This window comes from Brucella anthropi (assembly GCF_046630315.1).
In the GTDB taxonomy this organism is placed as follows: Bacteria; Pseudomonadota; Alphaproteobacteria; order Rhizobiales; family Rhizobiaceae; genus Brucella; species Brucella anthropi_A.
Window position 1 is genome coordinate 24602 of record NZ_LQBD01000001.1, and the last position, 24715, is coordinate 49316.

Genomic DNA, 24715 nt, shown 5'->3' on the forward strand with positions numbered 1-24715 from the left:
CAGAATTAAAGTACCGCCTTTCAGACGATATACATTGACGTAATTGAAAGTTTTAAAGATATTCCAGATAAAATGGAATCTTCCGGACGGTATTTAAGTGTTTATTATGCCGCGCTATCTTGCACAAAACCGCTCTGCATCTTTGCTGGAATGCTCTAATAACAGAGAGGATAGTGCGAATTAGTATATATAAGCTCTTAATTTATGTGCAAATATATAGACGAAAATACTTTAGAAAATCTTCTTGAAAATGATTCGATATCAAATATTTCAATATGGAGCGTAGTAATGAGCAATGTTTGGAAAAATGTAAATCCATCATCAGTATCTATATCCCTCATTTCCGGGCAATCAATGGGAATGATATATGGAAACGGTTTGAATATGATTCCCGTTATCATAAGTTTTACTCCATTGGATGAGAACAATCAAAATATAGATGTTCCGCAAGCTGAACTGGACGCATCTGTTACATTAATTTTCGGACAGGATAAATCTAATAAACCCTTCACCAAATTATCCTATGTTCCGCGAGCGGCTTCTCCTTATAAGGGGTCAGTTCCTGCATTTACGACAGGCAAGTCAAATTCGAATAACTTCACGAATACTGACAGCGGAAGCAAAGTTGCTACTAGTATAAGCAAAAGTCAAGTAATGGCATATGTTTGTGCATCCAGCCTTGCCACTAATGACATATTGCTAGGAGTTATGATCCAGCCTACATACGGAAATTTGAGGCCGTATTCGCCGGCCAATGGCACTCTGTCGCAAAGCGATACTGTAACACTCAGGGTAATCCCCCCATTTTCACTAGCTGACCAGTCAAAGATGGTTTTTGAAGATGTCAATAGTGGACAGGCAGATAAAAATCATTTTTATTGGAATTATCGTCTTAGAATTAATATAGATAATTTACATTTAACAGACTATTTGGTTAATGAAAGTATTCCTGGGTTTAAAAGCTCGTATGGACCTCATAAAAGTATATTTATGTGGGCAAACAATAAAAGTGATAATAAAGTAGATGGGTCTGCGGTAAATGATTTTTTTAGTAAATGGAGTCATGCCGGTAATCATTCCTTTTATTATTATGTATGGCAGCCAGGTACAAGTACAGCTATAATACCAACAGTATGGTGGCCGTCAAATTACCCTATATCCCCTTCTGTAGAATCAAATTGTCTAAGTTTTAGTGTATTTGACCTTGTATATAGTAGCGATACTGGAGCATACGCAAATTCTGTATGTATAACTTTATTTGACCAATATGGAAATAGTGGTTTATTCAGTTTAACCCCAGATGGCAGCAGAATAAAGGTTTCTGCTGGGGTTTTTGATTATGGGCGTGATATTGCCAGTGTATTTAATACGCCTCCAAGTAAATAAATATATAAATTACAGAAAACGCTCCTGATGTTGTTGTAGTCGAAAAAGTAGCGCTTTCGGGGCAAAGGCCGAGGGCAAGAAAAAGCTGCTCCCAATCACACCAGAAGGGCTACGTCTGCGTTTGGTCTCGACGTAAAGGAAGGCAGATGTTCCCGGTTAACCGGGATGCACATGGGCTTCATCTGAAAATGGATGAAGCCCATGACGCAGAGAGCGGTTCCGGTGCGTTCATGTCGGCCCAAGGGATACTTCAAAGCGATAAACTGTAATGCGCAAGAGAGCATACGCATCTCAAGGGCATTTTGTGCTTTTAATGAAATTACGGAGCCATTTTTATGAATGCATATTCTCAAATCTATACCAAAGCTACTGATTTCATCGGGTCGGTCAAAGGCAATGTCGATCCGCGCACCGGTCAGTTTACAATCAGTATCAGCTTGGGAATGTTGATTGCCAATAACGGTCTCGGCCCGCATGTACCGCTGAATCTCAGCTATTCGCCCATGAACCAGACAGACTTGGGCTTTGGCGCCGGATTTGGGTTTGGTTTTACCAATTATGACCAGCGTTCGACGATATTGTCTCTTTCCAGCGGGTCGCAATATAAAGTTCTTGAGAGTGACGATAGTGTCGTCCCGCTTGATGCAAAGCTCAAGGAAGTTTCTTTCGAAAAGATCAAGGGTGAATATTACAAGGTCATGTACCGAGACGGCAGCTTTGAGCTGCTTACCAAATCGGATACGGCGAATACCCTGAAGGTGCCGTATAAAATCGTTTCCGCACAGGGGCATTTTATTACGTTGAACTGGGCCTACACTGAAAACCAGTGGCGGCTGCTTTCTATCGTCGACGAAAATGGCAGTAAACTTGTTTCGATCACCTATCCCGGAGCACTGAACGCGACTGCAAAGATTGCTGTTCTTCCTGATCGTCAAACAGCTACCGCAAACTCGCCAAATCCTGAGGGCTATAATGTCTATCTGTTTTATGGCGACAACCGTCACTTGACCAAAATCAGGTGCGATGCGGACGAAGGATTGGAATGGGGCATCGGATATACAAACCTGGATTGCCTCGGATCATGGGGGCAGATAGCGTCAAGCGTGACCTATCCAGGCGGGTTCACTGAATTTGCCGATTACGCTAAGTGCAAAGGACACAGATTTCCGGCCATGCGCGCTGACATGCAGGGCAAGCTATATCCCTATGTGCGCACTTTCACAAAAGTCCCCGGTGCTGGCCAGCCAATGGTCCGCGTGAATTACAAATATGATCTGATAAATAGCCATAATTTTCTGGGTTACGCGGCTCCAGGCATTTTTGCGCGTAATCCTACCCTGGATGCGCTGTATAATTGTTCAGATGGAAGCTATCGGTATCATACGCTTGAAACCCATTTTGACGACCATAATGTCGAAACCCGGATCGAGCGCAGCTATAACTGTTTTCACCAACTTGTGGAACAAAAGCGCGTAAAGCAAAACTGCTCTGTCGTAAGATCAATTGAATACTACTCCATTCCGGGCATTGGATTTGAAGCCCAGCCTGGCAATTTCCAATGTCGGAAATCGCAAACAATGACCTTGAGCGATACGAACTCTGCAATAGAAAGCCGGGCTATTGAGAATACTGACTATGATGTTTTTGGAAATATAAACAGTAAGTCTGGTTCGTATGTCGACGTAAATGGAAATAAAACCGATATAGGTAAGGTAGAATACGTTTACTACCCGGCGAATGTGGAAACATCGTATGATGCATCCACGGGGTTTGGTTGTCCGCTTGATCCAAACAGCTTTAACCGTACAAACAATATTCCGCGATTCATCAAGTCTTTAACAATAACGCCGCATCAGTTTTATGGCGATGAGCAGCCAAAACAAACCCGATATAGTTATACTTTGTACAATGTGCCTCAGGCGGTGACGAATCTGCTTGCAAACACCGATCCTGACCATGGCACATACGCGGTCTTCAAATCGGAAGAACGCATTTATCATGCCGCCGAGGCGCTCCAGGAGACGACAACCTATAGCTACGCCAACAACGCCGCAGTTCTTGCGGGGACCAGCATGAGTGAGTTCGGTCAGTTGCTGGCTACTGTAGATACTCATTATCCCAATGACGGGGTGGAGTATCAGCCGGGCAAACCCGAGACAAAGGAAAGTTTTGCGACCACGACAACAAGTTCTCTGACGTTGACCGACGACGCACTTACAACCAGAATCACAACCACGACATGGGATCAAATTACAACATCCACATCAAGCACAGCCTCGCGTTTCACGGGTCGTGTGACGGAAGAAGCTGACGAAATGGGTGTCAAAACCCAGGCGACATATGATGCACTTGGACGTGTAACAAAAGTAACAACGGCCGTCGGCAGTAATTATGAGGACAGCCATACATTGACCTACGCGTTCGGGACGGCAGCGACCATACCATATACCATCACGGTAACGGACATTTTAAGCAATCAGGCGAAAACCTCATTCGACGGTGTGGGAAAGGGACTGGCCGGTTCACTCAAGCTGAATGAAACCGGTGCCATATGGCAGACAATGCAGGAGCGGCAATATGACAGTTCCGGTCGGCTGAAAACAACGACGAACTATGATTACAAGGATTGCAAACAGGAAACGCCTTACAGCACCGTGACATCAACGCCGCATTATGATGATTGGGGAAGGGTCGACTATGTCACAGGAATAGACGGCATCAAGCATTTTAATATAATAAATCCGATCCTCTTGACCAAAACGATTTATAGTCAGGGCAAGAACGGCAGCCCGGAAACTGGGCGAGTGGTGCAACAGGCAGATGTAGCGCGCTGTTCTATCAACACGCTTCATTACACTTCGGCGACCGCGCCAACAGATTCAAATAGTTTGTACAGCATATCCACCGATATATTCGATGGCTGGAAGCAACTGCGTGAAGCCCGCGACGAGCTGGGGCGCGTGACGAAATATAGTTATGACTATTTTGGACGTGTCACTAAAACGATATTGCCGGAATTGGAAACCGGAAAATTGACCATTGTCCCCACAGGAGACAGCACCCCGATCGCCGATGGCGTTTCATGGTGCCAGGCTACCGCAAATCTAACACTTCCAACAGGCTCTCCCGGCAATCAAACTGTTCAGTTCACGACCGATAGCGAATTCGCCAGCTTCGTGGTGTTTGAAGGGGATAGCGTCGTCGTGGGTCCCGACGGCAGAACAGCGACTGCTCAAACAAATGACCAAGGTGAAACACCACCTGTCAGTTTTGTGAGCGGTGAGACCGGCAAAGTAGCACTGATCGCTACGGCGTCATCATTTGTTGGCACTGCACAATTTGACTTCATAGCCGGATCTTCTATTCTATCTATTCATACTCCAGCATCTGATGAAAATGCTGTCCCGGCTGACGGATCGTCAGAATATTCCGCCTACGCCCTTTTGTTGGGGGATGATCCAGGGCGACCGGTAAAGTATTGCCTCCCTGCGGATAGCAATGCGATATTTACAAGGGTTTTCGATAGTTTCAGACACTCCGTCATCATTTCGCCTGATGGGAAAACCGTTACTGGGTGCACTGGGACTGCAGGAGGAAGCAATTGGGCACCGACGGTCTATTTCAGCAATAGCAACCCATCCGGTGAAACGGTTACGTTGACTGTTTATGGGAAGGGTGCCCGGCCAGTGACCAAAGCGTTCACGTTTGATCCGGTATCTTCCTCTATGGCCGACATTCGCACGAAACCGTCCGTTGCAGCAGATAGCGGCCATGAAGATTTTGCATGCGTCGTCACGACAAATTTGACCAGCGCGGCAACCGGCGGCGGATATGACGTACCGGCTGATGGAAGTTCACAACATTCGGCCTACGCGCAGTTTACAGGGAACGCATCGGAAAGAACGGTAAAATATGTGCTTCCTGCCGATAGCAAAGCGGAATTTACGAAAATTGACGATTCGAATGCAACGTTCTCCGGCGACATGAGAACGGTTTTGACGTCAACAGGGGCGTCCGGAGGTACCAAAGCACCGACCGTCTATTTCAGTGACAACAACCCTGCCGGAGAGACGGTTACTCTTACTGCTTACGGGATGAACGCTCAGCCTGCAAAGCATGACTTCACTTTTGGTTCGATAGATACGGTCCTGACGCATACCTATAGTCGTTACACAGCAGCCAAAGTGCTCGTCGGCATTCAGGTTGGTGGTGTTTCCATGGGCACACGAACAGTAGATGGGCTCGGACGGATTTCGCGGCAAATGTCGGGCGGCCGAACCTGGACGGCAACCTATGATAAAAGCTCAGGTAGTCTGACGTCCCCCTCCACAGTCACCTCGCCCTATAAAAGGACTGTCAAGTTCCAGTATGAGCCGCAACTGGGGGGCAAGTTGAAAAAGCGAAGTTTCGCATCCGAGGGGGTGGTATTTGTATACTCTACAAAGAGCGACAACATGCAGGTCGGGCTCGTCGATACGGCTTTGAGCTCGGTCGGTTCGAATTCGAACTATATAAAGAAAACCTACGATGTGGCGGGACGCCTGCTGAAGGAGGAATTTTCCGGGGGACTGACGGCTATGTACCAGTATACAGTCGCGGGAAAGGTGTGGAGCTACAAGGACAACGTTACACACGCCAAATGGGAGGTAAAGGAAACAGATTCCTATGGCCGCCCAACCAAACTTTCTGACGAAAACTGCGTTCAGCTCACTTTATCTTATGATGCGCTGGGGCGGACATCGACATGGACAACAACCGACCTGCCTACGAAAAACACTCTCACCACGACTTTGACCTGGGACGCGTTGGACCGGGAGTATACGCGCCGTTTTGATAGTGCAACCGGCGGTTGGCTCGTTGAACAAGAGTATTATCCAAACAACCAGTGCAGCAAGCGTACGCTCAAGCGGGGCCAAGAATGGGCTTTAGACACAACCTTTACTGTTACTCGCACGGAAGCATATGTCTATGATGCGCGCAATCGCCTGTCCACCTATACGATTTCCTATCCAGACGGGCGGGATTTCATCAAGGATGGGAAGGGCAACACCATCATGGGTGAAGCCTATGACCAGTACGATGTCTACAACAACATCGTGCAGTTGACGACCACCTTCGCTCAAGGCGACCCCGATACTGCAAACTTTGCCTATGATACGACAGATCCCACCCAACTGATATCCATCAGCCATACGCGGCAGGATTTGGGCGCCTCTATGAGCCTGACCTACGATGAGTTCGGAGGTCTTAAAACGGATGATGAAGGGCGTAACTTCACATATGATCAGGGTGTCAATTGCGGTTACATAACGTCGGTGGATTTCAAGGGCGAGATCGGCTCATTCCAGTATGATGCGTTCAACCGTCTCATCAACGAGAACGGAACTTCGCTCTTCTACCGCGGCTCCACTCTGGCTGTTCAGAAACACGGCAATGACACGGTGCGCCTCATTCATGGACCGTCCGGATTGATCGCCCAGGTCAATAATGAAAAGACAGTCTGGCTGAACGGTGCCGGTCTCACCGGTTCCATCTTAAGCACCGAGGGTTCAGAGAGTCCGTGGCAACATTACGACATGGCCTATGGTTCCTATGGTGAACAGTCGACGAATAGCGGCCAGACACCAAGTATTCTCGGCTATAATGGCGAACGCAAAAGCGATCTTCTCAATGGCTATCAACTCGGAAATGGCTATCGCCTCTATAAGCCATCGCTGCGACGGTTCACATCGCCGGACAGTATGAGCCCCTTTGGCAAGGGCGGCATCAATCCCTATGCCTATTGCGAGGGTGACCCCATCAACAATACCGACCCGACGGGGCATTTTCCGATTCTGAGTTTGTTTATCGGTATCGGCCTCATGGCGTTGGATGCAGTTCCGGGTGTTGGCGAAGTTGCAATGGGAGCAGAAGCAGGGGCTGCCGTCGCAGCCGGTGGAGAAGTCGCAGCTGACGCCGCCGCCGCTGGTATAGAAGAAGCAGCAGCCGGAGGAGCACAAGTGGTAATTGCTGCTCAGAATCTCGAAGAATCGAAGATGATTTCAGATTTCATGAACGTAGATCCGCGGTCTTTGATGAATTTGACGCAGCAAATGTAGACACAAACGATAATCAGGTGGCAGAACGGGCGCAACGTTTGAAGCCTGACTTTGCCCCTGAACAACCAGGGCCAAATTATGAGCCCGCACCGAAACGGTCCCGGACTGAAAAAAGTCCGCCACGCAAACGCTCACCTGAAAACCACCCCTCGTCATCGAGAGATGAGGGCCGACGACCCACAAGTAGAAGAAGAGTACCTAGAAATTCAGTCCTTGAACGCCTTCAGAATAATTTCCTAAATAGAAATAAAAACGAATTAAATAAATCTCTAGAATTTATTAATAAATGGCCAGCAAGGGGCAGAGAAAGACGAGAATCAATCGATTTTAATAGGCTAGGAGGCGCAAAAAACCAAAATCTTATAGAAGTGCATAATATTACAGAAGATGAACTAAGAGAATTTGATGCTATAGTTTGTTTTAGCCCCAGGTAATATACAAATATATTTAAGTGTCGCATCTGCGAGGCTGAGAACTGACGTGCCCCACGTTTTATCCAGTTTTGAGTTCGCTTCAGCGGTTTTGGGTTACTGTGTTTGGGGTGGTAGCGGCGGGTTGCGGTGCAGAGCCATTCAGGCTGCGCAGCACCGCATCACGTCGCGGGTTAGTGGACAGAGCGAACTCGGCGGGTGTCAGCCAACCGAGGCCAAAGTGCGGTCGATGATCGTTGTAATCGCTGCGCCAGTTTAAAAGCGCTGATCGGGCATGGGGCAGTGATGAGAAGGGTTCTGTTGCAAACTTTTCGTCAAGGACGCGGGTGGTAATATTCCAGCGTTTCGGAAGCTGAGAATTTAGAATGTTTAAAGACCGTCATTTCGATAAATCCGTTATTCTTTTATGTGTACGATGGTATCTGGCTTATAATCTGAGCCAGCGCGATCTGAAGGAGATGATGGCCGAGCGCGGCATTGCGCTGGATCATTCGACGGTGCATCGTTGGGTTTTGCATTTCAGCCCCAAGCTGCTTGATCGCTTCAATCGGAGAGAACGCGAGATCAAGCGGAAATGGAACCTCGACGAGACTTATGTAAAAGTCAAAGGCGCGTGGTTTTATCTGTACCGCGCCATCAACAACTATGGCGATACTGTCGAGTTCTACTTCACCGCAAGCCGCGATCTCCAGGCTACGAAGCGCTTTCTGCGCAAGGCTCTGGCGCGCCATGGCAAGTCGGAGCGGATCACCATTGACGGCAGCCAGACCAACCGCATGGCCATCATGCAGTGCGATGCGGAGAACCGGTTACGGCAGGCCGGAGGACCCATCGCTATCCGATCCAGCAAATACATGAACAACGCCATCGGGCAGGATCACCGCCGTGTCAAGCGCCGGATCCGGTCGATGCTGGGCTTCAAGTCCGAAGCCGCCGCCCGGATCACGCTTGCCGGTATCGGACTGGTTCACATGATGCGCAAGCAGCAGGGCATCTTTGCAACAACGAGAGCCCCATCAATTAAACGGCTATTCAATTCGCCAAACTCGTAGCATAACTGCGTCCAGCGATAAGCCGCTCTCCGTCCCAATCGGATTTTGCAACAGAACCTCCAGACGCATGATTATGCTCTGATAGATGCAGTTCAGGCTTTTGCTTTCGGTCAGGATCCCACCAAGAGCATCAAGACCACCTTGCTGAACGAATGAGTTATCTCAAAGTTCGGACAAACGGGCCTGTTATGGCCCGTCTGTCCAGTTAAGGGTGTCGGTTCACAGCTTGGTGCCATCGCGGCCTGTTTCATGAAATAGCTTCACCGTGCCTTGGCGGCGACGCATACAGCGCTAGCCACAGATTCGATTTCTGAATCAGCCAGTATGCTGGTTGCTATGCGAATAGTGCTGGTAGGTTGAACCGAAAACTTGGCGCCGGGTGCCACTGCAATGCGTCGCGCTGCCATTGTCACCATGGCATAGGGTTCTGAAGTCACCGGCACGAGACAGCAAAGCCCCCCGGTTCCGGTCGCCGACACGCCATTGGCCATCAAGGCCATCTTGAATTTGGCCGCGCGTTCAAAATAGGTCTGGCGTGCATGTTTCATCAGCATTTGCGTTCGTTCGTCCTTCAGCAGCCAGGCGACCGCCCCCTGAAGAATGCGGCTCGTCCAGCCTGCACTGAAGCTGCGATAACCCTGTATCTGCTCGATGATCCCCCTGGAACTCGACAGCACAGCAAGGCGCAGATCAGGTCCATGAGACTTGGAATAAGACAGGACGTGAATGACACGGTCCGGAAAGCGGCTTCCGAGCGTATGGCGAGGGGCCATGGCAACATCACCAACGCCGTCATCTTCAATGATGAGCGCATCGCTGTTTTCAAGGATGTCTCCCAGCGCCTTCAACCGTGCCGCGCTGACGCAATTGCTCGTAACCGAATGCAGGCGTGGTTGAAAGAGAAATGCGGAAGGCTTTTCTTGCAATGCCGCCGCGAGAGAGCCCGGCAGCGGCCCCTCATGATCGCAATGCACAGGAATGATGGGCACCCCCAGATCTTCCAGAATATCAAGCAGCCGCATGGCGGTTGGGTCCTCGATTGCGACTGGCGCGTCCGGTGGCAACAGGGCGTGGAGCAGCGTGTAGACGGCATTGTATCCGCCATTCGTCGCCAGAAAGGCTTCCGGTTCATATGGCCAATCCAGCCGCACGGCTTCTTCAAGTTCTGGCAGGATGCGCGTTCGTTCGTAGCTGTTGAGGTTTTCAGCCCGGGTGCCGTGCAGCAATGCCTGTTCCAGCGAGGGAAGCAACATGGGGTCCGGCACCGCCTTTGACAGGTCGAGGACGTCCGGGCCGTAATCACCGAAGCTTGCAAGACGCTCGGGTTTGGCGACAAACCGGTCGCCGCTGACCCAGGTTCCATTGCGTCCACGGCCAGTAAGGATTTTTTGCCGCCTGAGTTCACTCCACGCTTCCGAAAGTGTGGCAGGGCTGACCCCCAGGGCAAATGCAAGATCGCGGACGGGCGGCAGCTTGGTGCCGATTGGAAGGATGCCCTTGCGAATGAGGGCTGCCGTATCGCGCGCAAGACCCCTTGTGGTTGTGTCCGGCAGTTTTTCCGAGAACCAGGCCGGGGTGAAATCCTGTGACATGCTTTCCGCCTTATTTAATGTTCAGTAACGTAATAGCATTTGATCGGGAAAAAATGAACATTTAATATCGTGCAAGTGATGAAACTTGAGGACATAAAATGCCGGTTACGCTGCGCCTTGCCGTGAGGGATTGGGATTATTTGACGCCCATCGCTCTGGGCGACGTACATTCGCCTGAACTGCATATTGTTATGAACCGTGTTGGAACGCTGGTTTCCGATCCCGGCAGGGACGATACGCATGATGCTTTTGAAATGTCCTTTAGCCGCTATGCCTCCATGCGTTTCGATAGGGACAACAGCATCGTCGGCATTCCAAACTTCATCATGCGGGGCTTTCGCCATCGTTGCGTGATTACCCGGCGCGACAGCCCGATCCGAACTTTTTCAGATTTGAAGGGAAAAAGGATTGGCGTTACGGGGTGGCGCGATTCCGGCAATACCTGGACGCGTGCTGCCCTGCGGCGGGAAGGCGTGGGTGTCGACGATGCCTATTGGTATGCGGGCCGTCTGACCGATGCGCACCCTGTCACCGACCGTCTCGATGGTTTTGGCCGTCCCGGTCGCATTGAAGCGATGCCCGGTGAACGCCCCATGATGGACATGTTGCAGGAAGGGTTTCTCGATGCGGTGTTCACGCCTTTCATGCCGGACGGTTATTTTGCCGAAAATTCGCCCTTCCGTCAGGTACTGACTGATTTCCGCGGTGCCGAACTCTCCTATTTCCATGAGACTGGATATGTTCCCGGCATGCATCTTGTCGGCCTCAAACCTGATATTCTTCGCGAGCATCCGTGGATTGCCGATGAGCTTGGTGCGCTTATCGACGAAAGCCAGCGGGTCTGGACTGCCAAGCGGCGCAAATATGCAGAAACAACGCCGTGGATCATCGAAGAATTGCTGAGGGTTTCGCGTGATTTGCCGGACAGTTGGAACGAAAGCGGCATTTCGGCGAACAAGAACATGATCAATGATTTCGCTGAAGAACTGTACATTCAAGGTATTCTATCGCGAAAGCTGACTATTGAAGAATTGTTTCCGTTTTTCTCGAGCAAAATCTGAAACTCAAGACGGAAACCATCTGGGAGGTTGATATGAAAACGGTAACAATGGCAATTGCCATGCTTTGCGGTACTTTTGTACAGGCTGCTCTGGCGGAGGACGTGAAAGTTCCGCAGCAGACGGTGAACGAAGCATTGAAGGCGCGCTTGCCTGAGGATATCGCCAAGGCGGGTAAAATGGTGGCTGTGAACAATGGCTCGTTTCCACCTTACGAGATCATCGATGGGGCGAGCATGTCAGGCGCAAGTGCCGATATGTCGGAGGCGCTGGGCCAGCTTCTGGGAATCAAGATCGAACATGCAACGGTTGGCGGCCTGCCAGCCCTGCTCAGTGGCATCAATGCCGGTCGCTATCAATTTGGCTTCGGTCCGATTGGAGATTTTCCATCCCGGCAGAAAGCAAATGATTTCGTCGATTGGGTCCGGGAATATGTGGTCTTTGCCGTCAAGGCGGGCAATCCGGAAGGCATCGTTTCGCTGGATGCTGCCTGTGGAAAGCGCATCGCGGTGATGGCAGGCGGATCGGCTGAAAAAGTCATCAAGGAACAGGCGGAAAAGTGCAGCGCCGGAGGCAAGGATGCCATCCAGGTGCAATCCTACACCGACCAGCCCACCTCGATCCTTGCGGTCCGCTCCAACCGGGCCGATGCCTTCTTCTCGTCTCAGGCGCCATTGACCTACTTCATCCAGCAGTCAAAGGGCCAGCTTGAGCTGGCGGCTGTCGGTCAGAAGAACGGTTTTGACGATCTTTACCAGGGTGCCGTGGTGCCGAAAGGCTCGCCGCTTGGTGAAGTGCTGCGTGACGGGTTGCAGATCCTGATAGACAACGGCACCTATGCGTCGATCATGAAAAAATGGGGCCTTGAGAATAACATGATTGGCGCGGTCGGCATCAATCTCGCCGGGAAGGGCCCGCAATGAGCACGGCTCCTCTTCGCACGGATCGGGCCGATGTCCATGACGTCGCGCACGCACATCAACCCTTCCCCATCGGACGCGCGTTCTTGTGGGCGATTGTCATCGCAATTGCGGCAAACTTTGCCTATATAGTCGCCAATAATCCCAATTTCGGGTGGCCTGTCGTCGCCGCTTATTTCTTCGATCCGACCGTGATGCAGGGGCTCTACATCACGTTGGGGCTGACAGTGGTGGCAATGATTATCGGTGTGGTCCTTGGCCTTCTGCTGGCCATTGCCCGCATGTCCGACGATCGATTGGCCAGTTCGCTTGCCGGCCTGTTCATCTGGTTCTTCCGGGGAACGCCGCTGCTGGTGCAGCTGATCTTCTGGTACAACATGTCCACGCTGTTCCCGAAGGTGGAGTTGTCGATACCTTTCGGCCCCACGCTTGCAAGCTGGAATACGAATGATCTGATTACGCCGGTGACGGCAGCAATTGTGGGTCTGGCGCTCAATGAGGCTGCCTACATGGCGGAGATCATTCGCGGGGGCCTGCTTTCCGTGGACAAGGGCCAGGCGGAAACCGCCGCCGCCTTCGGCATGACACGCTCGCGCGCACTGCGTCGCATCATCATCCCGCAAGCGATGCGATCGATCGTTCCTCCAACAGGAAACCAGCTCATCAGCATGATCAAGGCAACGTCGCTGGTCAGCGTCATTGCCATGGCCGATCTGCTCTATTCGGTCCAGTCGATCTACAACCGCACCTTCGAAGTCGTGCCGATGCTGCTCGTTGCCGTTCTCTGGTACTTGCTGATCACCTCGGTTCTCAATGTTGTCCAGAGTGCGATTGAGCGCCATTACAGCCGCGGTGAGCGGGGTGAAGCGGTGCAAAACGACGGTGCTGCGGCACAAACGCTTGCGAAGGAGAACGCCTGATGTCCCAAGCAACCAATGGCGCAAAGGCTTTGGTGCGCGCGCACAACGTTCACAAAGCCTTCTCCAACATCGAGGTGCTGAAAGGCATCGATCTGGAAGTACAATCGGGGGAGGTTGTTGTGGTGCTCGGTCCTTCCGGATCGGGGAAGTCAACTTTCCTGCGTTGCATAAATCGACTGGAAACCATCGATAAGGGATCGATATTCGTCGACGATGAGCAGATTGGCTATCAGCTGCGGCGTGACCGTCTGATCGCGCTGTCGAACAAGGCCGTCGCCTTGCAGCGCAGCCGGATCGGCATGGTGTTCCAGCAGTTCAATCTATATCCGCACATGACCGTCCTCCAGAATGTTATCGAGGCTCCGATCGGCGTGCACGGGCATAACCGTGATGAGGCGATTGCGACAGCGGAAGATCTGCTGGGCAAGGTCGGGATGCTGCACAAGATCAATGCCTATCCACGCCAGCTTTCTGGCGGGCAGCAGCAACGTGTCGCGATAGCCCGCGCTCTGGCCATCAGGCCGAAGCTCATGCTGTTTGACGAGCCAACCTCCGCGCTCGACCCCGAACTGGTCGGGGAAGTCTTGTCGACAATGCGGGGACTTGCCGAACAGGGCCTGACGATGATCGTCGTCACGCACGAGATCGGCTTCGCAAAGGAAGCCGCCGACCGTGTCGTCTTCATGGACGGGGGTAAAGTGATCGAAGAGGGAACCCCGAAGCAGGTTCTGGAGAATCCGCAAAACGCCAGAACACGCAGCTTCCTGAGCCGATTTATCTGATGGCCTGCTGACCCGTCGGTCAGTCTCGCCCGAAACCGCAACCATTATTGTCCGGAGGTTCTGCTCTTCAGGGCGGGACGCGAATAAAATGACCCAATCATCCAGTCTGGCCCAAATTGCAGATCTCGCACCGCGAAGCGAGGAGCTGCGCAAGATACGTCATCATCTGCATTCCAACCCGGAACTGTCGTTCGAAGAAGCGAGAACTGCTGCATTCGTAGCGGAAAAGCTGGAGCAGTGGGGCTATGAGGTCACGCGCAATATCGGCGGTCACGGTGTCGTTGGCCGGCTGCGTGTTGGCGAGGGATCAAGGAGTATCGCGATCCGCGCCGATATGGATGCGCTGCCCATCATGGAGGCGACGGGACTGCCTTATGCCAGCCGCTTTCCGGGCAAGATGCATGCATGCGGGCATGATGGTCACACAACCATGCTGCTTGGAGCCGCGGAATATCTGGCGCGAACGCGCAATTTCAACGGTACGGTCAACCTCATTTTCCAGCCTGCGGAAGAGGCGGGAGAAATCAGCGGCGCCCAGGCGATGATTGCCGACGGCCTGTTCGAACGCTTTTCATGCGACGCGATTTTCGGCCTGCACAATCATCCGGGGGCGCCGGAAGGGACATTTCTCACGCGTGCCGGCCCGATGATGGCGGCGGCGGACACTGCAATCATCAAGGTCATCGGCAAGGGCGGCCATGCTTCCCGCCCGCATCTGACGATTGACCCTGTGATGGTGGCTGCCTCTCTGGTTATGGCCTTGCAGACGGTTGTTTCGCGAAATATCGACCCCACGGAAACTGCCGTTGTTACCGTCGGCACGATCCACGGCGGGGAGGCGAGCAATGTCATTCCGGAAGAGGTGACGCTCGGTGTCAGTATTCGCTCTTTCTCACCTGGGGTACGCGCGCAACTTGAAAGCCGGATATGCGATCTGGTCGCAAACCACGTCGCGTCCTACGGTGCGACGGCACAGATCGATTATCAGCACGGATACCCCGTGGTGGTGAACTCGGAAGTGGAAACCATCTTTGCCACGCAGGTTGCACAGGAGCTTGTAGGCGAGGACAAGGTTTCGACCTGCCCGCTTATTCCCGGAAGCGAGGACTTTGCATATTTTCTGGAGCACAAGCCGGGTTGCTTCTTGCGTCTTGGAAATGGTGTCGGGTCCGCCTTCCTGCATAATCCGCGATATGATTTCCACGATGACAATCTGCCCGTCGGGGCGGCACTATGGGCGCGGATTGCAGAACGTTATCTTGATGCCAGCTGAAGCCCTTTCCTGAAGGTGGGGGCTGCCTGTGCAGGAATAATGACATACGTAAATGCGAATAGATAAAGCTATGCCGTTCTAACCGGAACTCTTCTCGTTGCACGGGAGGATGCGGATTGGTTTTTCTTCCGTTTTGCCCAGTTCCATGCATTTTTGGTCCGATTTTTGGTCCGAGCAGAAAGTCCAGCCTCCAGTCGTCTTGCCGGAGGCTGCAAGGACAATTTCACGGCGCGGAGGGATGTTTGGATGGTAGATATACCACCCATCCTTGAGAACCGCGTCGGCGGGCGGGTCCATCCCCGCACCGGAACCCTTGATGCGGGCTTCGGACAAGACCAGCCCCTGCGCCGTGACCGTCCAGAATTCCTGCCACGGCACTTTTTCAACGCTGTGCGTCCACGAGAGAAGAAAGCTCGTGGCGGCGATTTTCAGAACGCCGCCAGCCGTTGCAATGCAGACAGCCATCAACTGGATGACGCGACGACGGAAGGCCGCGATCTCCAGAAGTGCCAGGCAAGGAAGGCGGCGCAGGCCGCAAAGCCAAGCTCATCGCTATAGGGATAGGTGGCGAGCATCAGGGCGATGGCAATGAAAGCCCATAGGCGTTCCCATATGTTGAGCGGCGTTCGAAGATGGCCGATAGCGGCAGCCCCCCAAAGAAGGATGCTGAGCAGCGCCTTGACGAGCATATAGACGAAGGCAGGCCAGAAGCCGAGTTGTTCTGCAAGCGGGCCGCCCTCCTGAAGCATGATAACCGGCTCATACACCGCCATGAAGGGCACGGCGAACCCCGCAACCGCGATCCGGATCGCCTGCATGCCGATCTTCATGCCGGATTCCCGCGCGATTGGCGCTGCCGCGAAAGCTGCAAGCGCAACGGGCGGTGTGAGATCGGCCATGATGCCGAAATAGAAGACGAACATATGCGACACCAGAAGCGGCACTTCGAGATGAAGAAGGGCCGGGCCGGCGATCGAGGATGTGATGATGTAGTTTGGGATGGTCGGGATGCCCATGCCGAGTACGAGACAAGCCAGCATGGTCAGTATCAATGAGAAGAACAGAGAATTCTCACCGACGCTGACGATCACACGGGCGAAAGTCGAGCCGGCGCCGGTCAGCGCCAGGACACCGATGATGACGCCGACCAGGGCACAGGCAATACCCACGGGCAGTGCATTCTTGGCGCCTTCCGCGAGGCTTTGGAGGCAGAGATTCAATGTCTCGCGGCCGCCGCGCACCAGAAAATTTATCGCAACCAGCACGGCGACAAGACCGATGATGAGCGTAATGCCGCGCAGGCTGTAGCCGAAAATATTGAACGTCGTGCCGAAAGCCGCCGCCGACATGATGCCGAGCACAACCCAGAACAGCACCCGCAGCGGCATCGACATGGAGCCGGAAACCGGCACGCCGAGGATGATGAGCGCGGTCAGGCTGAGGCCGACCGTGCCGGCAAAAAGCGGCGTATAGCCGGAGAAAAGGAGCCATACCAAAGCGGCGAGCGGCAGAACCAGAAACCAGCGCTTTCTGATGGCATCGAGGGCGCTTGGCATTTCGCTCTTGTTGAGCCCTTTCATCCTGAGGCGGCGTGCTTCAAGATCAACCATCACGAAGACGGTTATGAAGTAGAGAATGGCGGGAACGATAGCCGCCTTGACGATTTCGACATAGGGCAGGCCAAGCGTTTCCGCCATGATGAAGGCGACGGCCCCCATGACCGGGGGCATGATCTGGCCGCCCATCGACGCCACGGCTTCGACGCCGCCCGCGAAGGCCGGGCGAAAACCGGACCGTTTCATGAGCGGGATGGTAAAGGCGCCCGTCGTCACGACATTGGCGACGCCGGAACCGTTGATCGTTCCCATCAGGGCCGAGGAGATCACCGACACCTTTGCCGGACCGCCACGCGACGCGCCGACCGTGCCCATGGCAATATCGTTGAAGAGCTGGATCATGCCGGCGCGTTCGAGAAATGCGCCGAACAGGATGAAAAGGAAAATATAGCTCGACGAGACATAGATCGGCGTGCCGTAAATTCCCTCCGTTCCCAGGAAAAGAACCTCGACCACCTGCTCGAAATCATATCCGCGGTGATTGAACGGGTGCGGCAGATATTGCCCGAACAGGCCATAGGCCAGAAAGATCGCGCAGATGAGCGGCAGGGTCCAGCCCATCATCTTTTTCCCGGCCCAGAAAACGAGGGCGACCATGAGAATGCCGATCACGATATCGAGCGTATTCGGCTCGCCCGCCCGGATCACCAGATCTTCGTAGAAAATCCAGTGATAGAGGCTGAGTGCGAAAGCAACGACGGCCGCCAGCCAGAACGCCGCCCGTTTTGCCGCGGCCGTGCTTGCATTGGCGTAAAGGCCGAAGAGAAGCAGAAGCAGAAATCCGACGTGAACGGAGCGGACCACCTGACTTGGCAGCGGTGAATAAGCGGAAGTCCAAAGCTGGAAAACCGAAAAAGCCACGGCAATGGCAAACAGGATTTTTGCACCTGCGCCAGCACCCCAGGCGGGAATATGCTCGGCCGATTCTACGGCGCTGTTCTCGTTCTGCGTCATGAACGGACCTTCATCAGATTATGCGTTTTGGAAACAACAGCCGCAGGAACGATCCAATCGAGAGGGATCAGGCATCGACTGTCGGAAAAATGGGCAGGCATCCGGGAATATCGCCCCGGATGCCGATCGCCGGACAGGTTTCCCGCCAGCCTATTCGATGCCCTTTTCCTTGTAGTAACGCAGCGCACCCGGATGAACCGGAACAGGCGACACAATGGTATTCTTGTCGAGCTTGATCGCCTTTGCGGACGCATGGGCGGCTGCCAGCTGGTCAAGATTTTCGAAAAGCCGCTTGGTCATCTGGTAGACCAGCTCTTCGTCCAGGTCGGGCCGGACGATCAGGTAATTGATCACGGAGGCCGTCACGACATCCTTGTCTTGTCCGCTATAGGTATTGGCCGGGATCGTGTTGACCTGATATGGCGCGCCAATCTTTTCGATGACATCTGCCGGAACCTCGACAACATTGATGTCCACGGAATTGGCAAGATCGCGCAGCGAGGCGACGCCAAGCCCCGATGATTGCAGGGTTGCATCCAGCTGGCGGTTCTTCATCAGTTCGACGGATTCCGCAAAGGGCAGATATTCGATCTTGCCGAGATCGTCATAGGACAGTCCGGCGGCCTCCAGAATGGTGCGGGCATTCAGTTCGGTGCCCGATTTCGGAGCGCCGACAGAAAGGCGCTTTCCCTTGAGATCGGCCAATGTCTTGATGCCGGATTCCTTGGAGGCGACGATCTGGACGTAATTCGGATAGATTGCAGCAAGCGTGCTCAGATTGGTGAGCTTCTTCTTGAAACCGGCTGCTTCGTTGCCTTCATAGGCATCGCGCAAGGAATCGCCCAGCGTGAAGGCCACTTCGCCGCGGCCGCTATTGATGAGATTGATATTTTCAATGGAAGCTTTCGTCGCCTGGACCGAGGGGCGCACATCGGGAATGCCGGAATAGATTTTTTCCATCGCCACACCCAGCGGATAATAGACCCCGCTGGTGCCGCCGGTCAGAATATTTACAAATTCCTCGGCCTTGGCTTGCGCCGCGCCGAAGGCCAGCCCCAATGCGGCGGCCAGCGAAACGGTGGTTTTCCGATTAAAGATCTGCATGTTTCCTCCTCACTCCAGTAAAATTGCCATGGTGCGTATACCATAGCCAGGTGGGGAGTTTTTATGGACTGCTTCCCCCACCGCGCTTCGTAACGTCCTCCCACGGAGCTGCGGAAACGCTATAGCATTCTGAAAAGAAACCCAAATGTTTTTGGTCATTATTCAGGACGGAGCCCGGCTTGCGGCTGGACGCAACTCCATTACGCATTCCGCAATTGATCAGACGCGGCCTTGAGCGGATCAGACCGGAATGGACTTTGATTTACTTTTCATGGGGCTGATAGTGTTATTCGGGCAATATTGTTCACGCTGGTCGCATATTCATCTCTAAGGCTGATGAACTGGCGTAGGCAGGTTTCCTTGTCTGCCTTTACCTTCACTTTCATCGCAATCAGCTGTTCGTAGACTGCATAGAACGAATCCTCCAGCATTTGCGTTTGTTGCACGGATGCCTGCGATGACGGGGTCAGGGAATGCCTCAATTCTTCCGAGAGGGTGTGAAGGGCGGCGATACCCGTCTTGCGACACATGCGGATGGCGTAGGTCTCTTTCTCATCGAGCACGCTCATCAATAAGGATGCGGTGTCCAGAATGGAGGCGGAGGTTCTTACCCAGTTTGCGCCGCGATAAATAGACGGCACGAAGACCAATATCGGCGCTGTAGTATGGGTTTCGTAGATACCGCGGAACCACTCTTCCCATTCTTCCCATGTATCGGCATCATTGAGGTCTTTCCCGGTGCTGTGCATTGCCTGCAGAACATTTTCATATGTGGGCTGCCCGTGGGTGCGGTCATGAAGCCGGCCCACATTGCGTTCGCGCGCCTGGACCGCCGCCAGATAGCCCGGAACGAAGCTGAACAGCAATACGACGATTGCAAGGCCCATTGCACCTTCCACAATGGCCAGGAACTCGCCAAGCCAGCTGGGCGGAGTTTTGAAACCGAGCGTGCTCAGCGCCGACCCGCTGGCGGTAAATGCATAGAAGATGCTCGGTTCAGCGCCGGTTCCCCACAGGATGAAGGTGAAGCAGATCTGGACCAGCAGAAACCAGAACGCCACCGAGAGAATCACGAAGACGGGGAATATCCATGCCTGCGATCGCTGGATGCGTTCGTAGGTCGCTCCAATATCGGTGAACCGGCGTATCATGGTGACTGCTGCGGTAGCCGCAAAGTGGGAAACGATGTCCCGCTCCCGCCAGTTCAGCAGCATGACCCGGATGATCGAGCGGAAATAGACGACGAGACCGACAAGACCGATCAGAACGGCAATGATGCGAAGCAATGTGTCCAACCCGTTTCTCCTGAAATGATTAACTGAACCGTGGCGACTGGATATTTCGAGCAGAAGCGATTGTCATAAGGCGATCTGACGATGGAAAAATCTGAAGGGGAATGTTTCACCAGGCATCCGGTTCCACATTCCAGAAAAACCCCTGTTTTCTGCTCGCTTTGTTTGTGTGGATTTTGCAACAAATCCATGGATGTGGGCCTTGAGAGATGACCGCGCTGACCTAACTTCCCCCTCCACGATAGTTTTCGCGCAGGATCGGAGAGGACAGGAATGACGCCCTTGGATGTTATGTGGGTCGGTCTGGGCGGGGGTGTCGGCTCTCTCGGGCGATGGTGGATCGGTCGGGTCGTCGGTGAACATCATCACGGCGCTTTTCCCCTCGCTACATTTCTCATCAATGTTTCTGGCGCTTTCGTCATCGGTTATCTGTCGGTGCTGTTCGGCATCGACTGGCGTGACCGCTACGGCACGATGCTCAATGCCGGTATCCTCACCGGCATACTTGGGGGCTATACGACCTTCAGCAGCATGCAGCTCGACGCGGTCAAGCTTTCCCGCAAGGGGCAGCGCGGTCTGGCCGTTTTCTATCTCGTGGCGTCGGTGGTCTCCGGCCTCTTTGCCGCCTGGCTGGGCGCAATGCTCGCCCGCTTGCAGGGTTAGGGAGAAAAAACCATGCTCGATATCATCGTACTGGTTTTCATCGGCGGCGCTTTCGGCGCAATGACGCGCGAATTCATCATGCTCATGGTGCCGGCGCTGGCGGACGGTTTCCCGCTCGATATTCTCGTGGCCAATGTGGTGGCCTGTTTTCTCCTCGGCCTGGTGACGGCGCTTCACGCCAGACGCATTCATTCCGGCGACGTCCATACCATGATCGGTACGGGCATGATGGGCGGCGTCTCCACCTTTTCCAGCTTTGCCTACGGATCGGTCGTGCTGGCCTCCGCGTCGGCATCGGCTTTTCTCACCGCCGCCGTCTATGTCGTGGTGAGCGTGGTTGCCGGCTATGTCGCGGTTCTGGGCGGAATGCGGTTCGGCGAAAAAAGTGCAGACTTTCTGCGGCGATACCCCCGGATGGCAAGCATCGTCGATAGCGGTCTTGTAACGGTTGAGAGCCGCCACTCCGTTGCTGAAACCATCGAACGTCTGGCGGCAAAGGCGACATCGTTGGGGATGAATGTTTTCACCCGTGTCGATCATGCGGTCGGCGCCAGGGAGGCAGGACTGGGCTTGCAGCCGACGGAACTGGTCATTTTCGGGAATCCGAAAAACGGCACGGTCCTGATGCAGGACAAGCGAACCATCGGCCTCGATCTTCCCATTCGCGCGCTTGCCTGGGAAGACGAAAACGGCAAGGTGTGGCTGACGCTCAATGATCCGGCCTGGCTCGCGCAGCGCCACAGCCTGAATGTCTCCAGCGCCGATGCTGTCAAGGCGCTGGAGACGCGAACCAGCGCCGTGACGAAATACGCCACCGGGGACTGAACGGACTGTGAGGCGGCTTGTCAAGGGACGCTTCCCTCCGGCTCGACATAGTGCAGGTGGACCTGTTCTGTCCATTGCGAATGGCGGTGCAGCATGGCGGGAAGGAGTTTCCCGTTGCGCAACACCACCGCGCGATCGGTAAGCCGCTCGAGAATTTCCCAATCGTGCGAGACGATTATCATCGCGATCTTCTGCGCGGAGAGAATGGCGAGCATTCGCTCAAGGTGCGTTTCGTCCAGCGCATTTGTGGGCTCGTCGAGAAGCAGCACCTGCGGCTGCATGGCCAGGACGGCGGCAAGCGACACCAGCCGCTTTTCCCCGCCGGAAAGATGGTGGGTGATGCGGCTGGCCAGATGACCGAGGCCGAGATCATGCAGCAAGGCTTGCGAGCGGTCCATCGCTTCTTCCCGGCTTAGACCCAGATTGAGCGGGCCGAAGGCCACATCGTCAATGACGGTCGGGCAAAAAAGCTGGTCGTCTGGGTCCTGGAACAGATAGGCGGCCCGGGTGCGGATCTTGCGGAAATCATTTTCATTCCGGCAGGTCACGCCAAAGGCGGTGATCTCTCCTGTCGCCGGTTCAAGCCCGACGATGGTCCGCAGAAGCGTGGTCTTCCCCACCCCGTTGTCACCGATCAGGGCAAGGCGTTCGCCGGCAGCAAGCGACAGGGAAAGCCTGTCGAGGACGTTTCTGCCGTCCCGCGTCACGCTCACCTGATCAAGGCTGAGGAGGGGTGTCATGCGATGAACTCCACGAGCAGCAGGCCAAGCATGGCGCAAAAGAACAGGGAAGCGAAAATGGCATCGTAGCGTTGCGTCGCCCCCGCCGGCGCGCCATGCAGGGCTCCTGAAAAGCCACGGCAGCGCATGGCCTCATCCACCCGTTCGGCACGTTCCATCGAGCGGACCACCATGGTTCCGGCAAGATTGCCGAATGTGCGCCAGGTGTGCATGTTGGATTTCGGGCGGAAACCGCGCACGCGCATGGCTTCGCCCAGGCGACTGGTTTCCGCGCGGAAGACCGCGACATAACGCACGGTGACGAGAAACAGCCGGACGAATTTCGACGACACGCCAAGGCTTTCGGCAGCCTGACCGATGCGGACCGGATCGAGGGAACCAAGCAGCGCATAGACGCAGAGAACGCAGATATTGACCTTGATCGCGACAGTCAGCGCGCGGACCGTGCCTTCCATCGTGGCGACGAGGGGCCCAAGTTCAAGAAGCGGCCTGCCGGGCATGGTAAACGGCAGCAGAACCAGAAGCACAATCATGAAGCCTTCCAGATGCAGGAGCCGATGGCGCAGCCTGTGCCACGGCGCCTTGGCTGTGCGGACCAGAGCGATTGCCGCAGCCATCGACATGGCCAGCACGAAGGGATTGTGGATGACGGTTGCAAAGATAAGGATGGCAAGCGTCGTTACCAGTCGTGTTTTCGGATGGAGACGATCGATCGGATTGTCCGCCTCACCATGGCCAAAAAAGTCCGTGCCCGGCGTCATGGTTCACGCTGCCGATCGGAATGGCCGGTGTGCCTGCGTGACTTGGCCCAGAGCAGCAGCCCTGCAAGGCCGATGATGACGGCAATGCCGCTCACAATATCGGAAAAGCGGGCGCGGCCGTCGGCCTCGGCATAGGCTTCCAGAAGCGGCGCGATCTGGCGCGAGACGGCGCGATCAACGCTCCGGTCAATCATGACGCTCAGTTCTTCCGGTGAAGGCGGCGCAGCCGCTTCCCTCGCGGCGGCAGGGGGTGTTTCCGCCCTGGCAGAACCGATCACGCCCGGCACGCCGTCGCGGGGGAAACGGTCGGCTGCGATATGGGTCTCGGCCACGTGGCCATCGCCCGCGTCTATGGTCAAAACGAGATCGGAGGGCACTGCGGGCGTAAAGCTGAAACTGCCGTCCGCGTTGGCAGGTCCCTTGAAAAGCTCCACACCTTGCGCATTGCGGATGGTAAGTTGCGCTTCGCTGAGACGTCCTCCACCGATGAAAAAACCGTAGCCGTGAACCGTGCCACCTTCGACCGTTGCGAAGAGCTTCAGCCTATGTGCCTCGGCAGCGGTGGCAAAGCACATTGTCGCGACGATCAGCGACAGGAGCAAACGCAGGGTTTTCATGGCGTCGGGTTCCTCCTGTTGAGGCGCTGACTGCCGAAAGTTTCTGGCCGGACCCGCTTCAGGAAGGCGACGGCGAAGCCGGTAATGAGACCTTCGCCGATCATGAGCGGCAGATAGGTGATGCTGATGATCCTGGCCGAGGGAACGAAATCCGATGAAGACAGCACCAATGCGAGCACCACGCCGCAGCCTGTTCCGGCCACGGAAAGCACGGCGCAGACGAAGCCCACCACGCCTGCGGAAAAGGGCGGGAGGCGCCGCACGAAAGGCAGGAACAGCCAGCCGAAAACGACACCCGGCAGGGCGATATTGATCGTGTTGACGCCGAGTGTGGTGAGGCCGCCGAAGCCGAAAAGCAGCGTCTGCAACAAGAGCCCGACCATGACGGCGGGAAATGTGGCAAGCCCGATGGTGAGGCCCATCAATCCCGACAGGAGAAGATGGACACTGGAGGGACCGACCGGCACCGCAAAAAGCGAGGCAACGAAAAACATGGCGGACAGGATGGCGGTTTGCGCAATGCGTTCTTCTTCCAGGCGGCCAAGCGCCACCGCCACGGCGGCAGCGGCGGCAATGCCGCCGCCCACCACCACGGGAAGGGAAAGAAGGCCGTCCGGTATATGCGCCATCG

General features: G+C 54.4%; 20 protein-coding genes. 10 read left to right on the plus strand and 10 right to left on the minus strand.

Going from position 1 to position 24715, the window contains the following annotated elements; all coding sequences use genetic code 11:
* The first annotated feature begins 288 nt into the window (after positions 1 to 288).
* Positions 289 to 1386, plus strand: a complete 1098-nt coding sequence (locus AVM02_RS00095; protein ID WP_411504987.1) for a hypothetical protein — start codon at positions 289 to 291, stop codon at positions 1384 to 1386.
* A gap of 335 nt (positions 1387 to 1721) precedes the next feature.
* On the plus strand, positions 1722 to 7484 hold the full coding sequence (locus tag AVM02_RS00100; protein WP_411504988.1) for an RHS repeat-associated core domain-containing protein: 5763 nt from the start codon (positions 1722 to 1724) through the stop codon (positions 7482 to 7484).
* 513 nt (positions 7485 to 7997) lie between these two features.
* On the opposite strand, the gene AVM02_RS00105 is transcribed toward AVM02_RS00100, so the two are convergent.
* Complete coding sequence (locus tag AVM02_RS00105; protein WP_411505290.1) at positions 7998 to 8282, minus strand: integrase core domain-containing protein; 285 nt, start codon at positions 8280 to 8282, stop codon at positions 7998 to 8000.
* On the opposite strand from AVM02_RS00105, the gene AVM02_RS00110 reads away from it, so the two are divergent.
* The gene (locus AVM02_RS00110) at positions 8281 to 8967 is read left to right on the plus strand and encodes an IS6 family transposase (protein WP_411504989.1); all 687 of its coding nucleotides are present in this window, start codon (positions 8281 to 8283) and stop codon (positions 8965 to 8967) included. The genes AVM02_RS00105 and AVM02_RS00110 overlap by 2 nt on opposite strands.
* Before the next feature lie 260 nt (positions 8968 to 9227).
* Here AVM02_RS00110 and AVM02_RS00115 read toward each other — a convergent pair whose 3' ends face one another.
* Positions 9228 to 10559 (minus strand): PLP-dependent aminotransferase family protein, encoded by a 1332-nt coding sequence (locus tag AVM02_RS00115; protein ID WP_411504990.1) that lies wholly within the window; start codon positions 10557 to 10559, stop codon positions 9228 to 9230.
* A gap of 98 nt (positions 10560 to 10657) precedes the next feature.
* Here AVM02_RS00115 and AVM02_RS00120 point away from each other — a divergent pair, with 98 nt between their 5' ends.
* From AVM02_RS00120 to AVM02_RS00140, 5 genes are all read left to right on the plus strand, one after another.
* Positions 10658 to 11620 (plus strand): ABC transporter substrate-binding protein, encoded by a 963-nt coding sequence (locus tag AVM02_RS00120; protein ID WP_411504991.1) that lies wholly within the window; start codon positions 10658 to 10660, stop codon positions 11618 to 11620.
* 32 nt (positions 11621 to 11652) lie between these two features.
* Complete coding sequence (locus AVM02_RS00125; RefSeq protein WP_411504992.1) at positions 11653 to 12540, plus strand: ABC transporter substrate-binding protein; 888 nt, start codon at positions 11653 to 11655, stop codon at positions 12538 to 12540.
* On the plus strand, positions 12537 to 13457 hold the full coding sequence (locus AVM02_RS00130) for an amino acid ABC transporter permease (RefSeq protein WP_411504993.1): 921 nt from the start codon (positions 12537 to 12539) through the stop codon (positions 13455 to 13457). Before AVM02_RS00125 ends, AVM02_RS00130 begins: the two co-directional genes overlap by 4 nt.
* A complete protein-coding gene (locus tag AVM02_RS00135) occupies positions 13457 to 14239 on the plus strand; it encodes an amino acid ABC transporter ATP-binding protein (protein WP_411504994.1) in 783 nt (260 codons plus the stop codon). The genes AVM02_RS00130 and AVM02_RS00135 overlap by 1 nt, the downstream gene beginning before the upstream one ends.
* A gap of 88 nt (positions 14240 to 14327) precedes the next feature.
* The gene (locus AVM02_RS00140; protein ID WP_411504995.1) at positions 14328 to 15512 is read left to right on the plus strand and encodes a M20 aminoacylase family protein; all 1185 of its coding nucleotides are present in this window, start codon (positions 14328 to 14330) and stop codon (positions 15510 to 15512) included.
* Positions 15513 to 15590: 78 nt separating this feature from the next.
* On the opposite strand, the gene AVM02_RS00145 is transcribed toward AVM02_RS00140, so the two are convergent.
* From AVM02_RS00145 to AVM02_RS00160, 4 genes are all read right to left on the minus strand, one after another.
* A complete protein-coding gene (locus tag AVM02_RS00145; RefSeq protein WP_411504996.1) occupies positions 15591 to 15977 on the minus strand; it encodes a DUF1850 domain-containing protein in 387 nt (128 codons plus the stop codon).
* On the minus strand, positions 15977 to 18082 hold the full coding sequence (locus tag AVM02_RS00150) for a TRAP transporter permease (RefSeq protein ID WP_411504997.1): 2106 nt from the start codon (positions 18080 to 18082) through the stop codon (positions 15977 to 15979). The genes AVM02_RS00145 and AVM02_RS00150 overlap by 1 nt, the downstream gene beginning before the upstream one ends.
* 150 nt (positions 18083 to 18232) lie before the next feature.
* Complete coding sequence (locus AVM02_RS00155) at positions 18233 to 19186, minus strand: TAXI family TRAP transporter solute-binding subunit (protein WP_411504998.1); 954 nt, start codon at positions 19184 to 19186, stop codon at positions 18233 to 18235.
* Between the two features lie 269 nt (positions 19187 to 19455).
* On the minus strand, positions 19456 to 20481 hold the full coding sequence (locus AVM02_RS00160) for a hypothetical protein (protein ID WP_411504999.1): 1026 nt from the start codon (positions 20479 to 20481) through the stop codon (positions 19456 to 19458).
* Between the two features lie 270 nt (positions 20482 to 20751).
* On the opposite strand from AVM02_RS00160, the gene crcB (AVM02_RS00165) reads away from it, so the two are divergent.
* Complete coding sequence (gene crcB / locus AVM02_RS00165; RefSeq protein ID WP_411505000.1) at positions 20752 to 21141, plus strand: fluoride efflux transporter CrcB; 390 nt, start codon at positions 20752 to 20754, stop codon at positions 21139 to 21141.
* 12 nt (positions 21142 to 21153) lie between these two features.
* The gene (gene crcB, locus AVM02_RS00170; protein WP_411505001.1) at positions 21154 to 21966 is read left to right on the plus strand and encodes a fluoride efflux transporter CrcB; all 813 of its coding nucleotides are present in this window, start codon (positions 21154 to 21156) and stop codon (positions 21964 to 21966) included.
* A gap of 20 nt (positions 21967 to 21986) precedes the next feature.
* On the opposite strand, the gene AVM02_RS00175 is transcribed toward crcB (AVM02_RS00170), so the two are convergent.
* The 4 genes from AVM02_RS00175 to cbiM are packed head-to-tail and all read right to left on the minus strand — an operon-like array spanning position 21987 to position 24713.
* On the minus strand, positions 21987 to 22706 hold the full coding sequence (locus tag AVM02_RS00175; RefSeq protein ID WP_411505002.1) for an energy-coupling factor ABC transporter ATP-binding protein: 720 nt from the start codon (positions 22704 to 22706) through the stop codon (positions 21987 to 21989).
* Positions 22703 to 23467, minus strand: a complete 765-nt coding sequence (gene cbiQ, locus AVM02_RS00180) for a cobalt ECF transporter T component CbiQ (RefSeq protein ID WP_411505003.1) — start codon at positions 23465 to 23467, stop codon at positions 22703 to 22705. Before cbiQ ends, AVM02_RS00175 begins: the two co-directional genes overlap by 4 nt.
* A complete protein-coding gene (locus AVM02_RS00185; RefSeq protein ID WP_411505004.1) occupies positions 23464 to 24084 on the minus strand; it encodes a cobalamin biosynthesis protein CbiM in 621 nt (206 codons plus the stop codon). The genes cbiQ and AVM02_RS00185 overlap by 4 nt, the downstream gene beginning before the upstream one ends.
* Positions 24081 to 24713, minus strand: a complete 633-nt coding sequence (gene cbiM / locus AVM02_RS00190; protein WP_411505005.1) for a cobalt transporter CbiM — start codon at positions 24711 to 24713, stop codon at positions 24081 to 24083. The genes AVM02_RS00185 and cbiM overlap by 4 nt, the downstream gene beginning before the upstream one ends.
* Positions 24714 to 24715: the final 2 nt, after the last annotated feature.

Excerpts from the sequence above, each read along its gene's own strand:
- AVM02_RS00095 (WP_411504987.1), top strand. The coding sequence starts at position 289 with ATGAGCAATGTTTGGAAAAATGTAAATCCATCATCAGTATCTATATCC.
- AVM02_RS00100 (WP_411504988.1), top strand. The coding sequence starts at position 1,722 with ATGAATGCATATTCTCAAATCTATACCAAAGCTACTGATTTCATCGGG.
- AVM02_RS00110 (WP_411504989.1), top strand. The coding sequence starts at position 8,281 with ATGTTTAAAGACCGTCATTTCGATAAATCCGTTATTCTTTTATGTGTA.
- AVM02_RS00115 (WP_411504990.1), bottom strand. The coding sequence starts at position 10,559 with ATGTCACAGGATTTCACCCCGGCCTGGTTCTCGGAAAAACTGCCGGAC.
- AVM02_RS00120 (WP_411504991.1), top strand. The coding sequence starts at position 10,658 with ATGCCGGTTACGCTGCGCCTTGCCGTGAGGGATTGGGATTATTTGACG.
- AVM02_RS00125 (WP_411504992.1), top strand. The coding sequence starts at position 11,653 with ATGAAAACGGTAACAATGGCAATTGCCATGCTTTGCGGTACTTTTGTA.
- AVM02_RS00130 (WP_411504993.1), top strand. The coding sequence starts at position 12,537 with ATGAGCACGGCTCCTCTTCGCACGGATCGGGCCGATGTCCATGACGTC.
- AVM02_RS00135 (WP_411504994.1), top strand. The coding sequence starts at position 13,457 with ATGTCCCAAGCAACCAATGGCGCAAAGGCTTTGGTGCGCGCGCACAAC.
- AVM02_RS00140 (WP_411504995.1), top strand. The coding sequence starts at position 14,328 with ATGACCCAATCATCCAGTCTGGCCCAAATTGCAGATCTCGCACCGCGA.
- AVM02_RS00145 (WP_411504996.1), bottom strand. The coding sequence starts at position 15,977 with ATGGCTGTCTGCATTGCAACGGCTGGCGGCGTTCTGAAAATCGCCGCC.
- AVM02_RS00150 (WP_411504997.1), bottom strand. The coding sequence starts at position 18,082 with ATGACGCAGAACGAGAACAGCGCCGTAGAATCGGCCGAGCATATTCCC.
- AVM02_RS00155 (WP_411504998.1), bottom strand. The coding sequence starts at position 19,186 with ATGCAGATCTTTAATCGGAAAACCACCGTTTCGCTGGCCGCCGCATTG.
- crcB (WP_411505000.1), top strand. The coding sequence starts at position 20,752 with ATGACGCCCTTGGATGTTATGTGGGTCGGTCTGGGCGGGGGTGTCGGC.
- crcB (WP_411505001.1), top strand. The coding sequence starts at position 21,154 with ATGCTCGATATCATCGTACTGGTTTTCATCGGCGGCGCTTTCGGCGCA.
- AVM02_RS00175 (WP_411505002.1), bottom strand. The coding sequence starts at position 22,706 with ATGACACCCCTCCTCAGCCTTGATCAGGTGAGCGTGACGCGGGACGGC.
- cbiQ (WP_411505003.1), bottom strand. The coding sequence starts at position 23,467 with ATGACGCCGGGCACGGACTTTTTTGGCCATGGTGAGGCGGACAATCCG.
- AVM02_RS00185 (WP_411505004.1), bottom strand. The coding sequence starts at position 24,084 with ATGAAAACCCTGCGTTTGCTCCTGTCGCTGATCGTCGCGACAATGTGC.
- cbiM (WP_411505005.1), bottom strand. The coding sequence starts at position 24,713 with ATGGCGCATATACCGGACGGCCTTCTTTCCCTTCCCGTGGTGGTGGGC.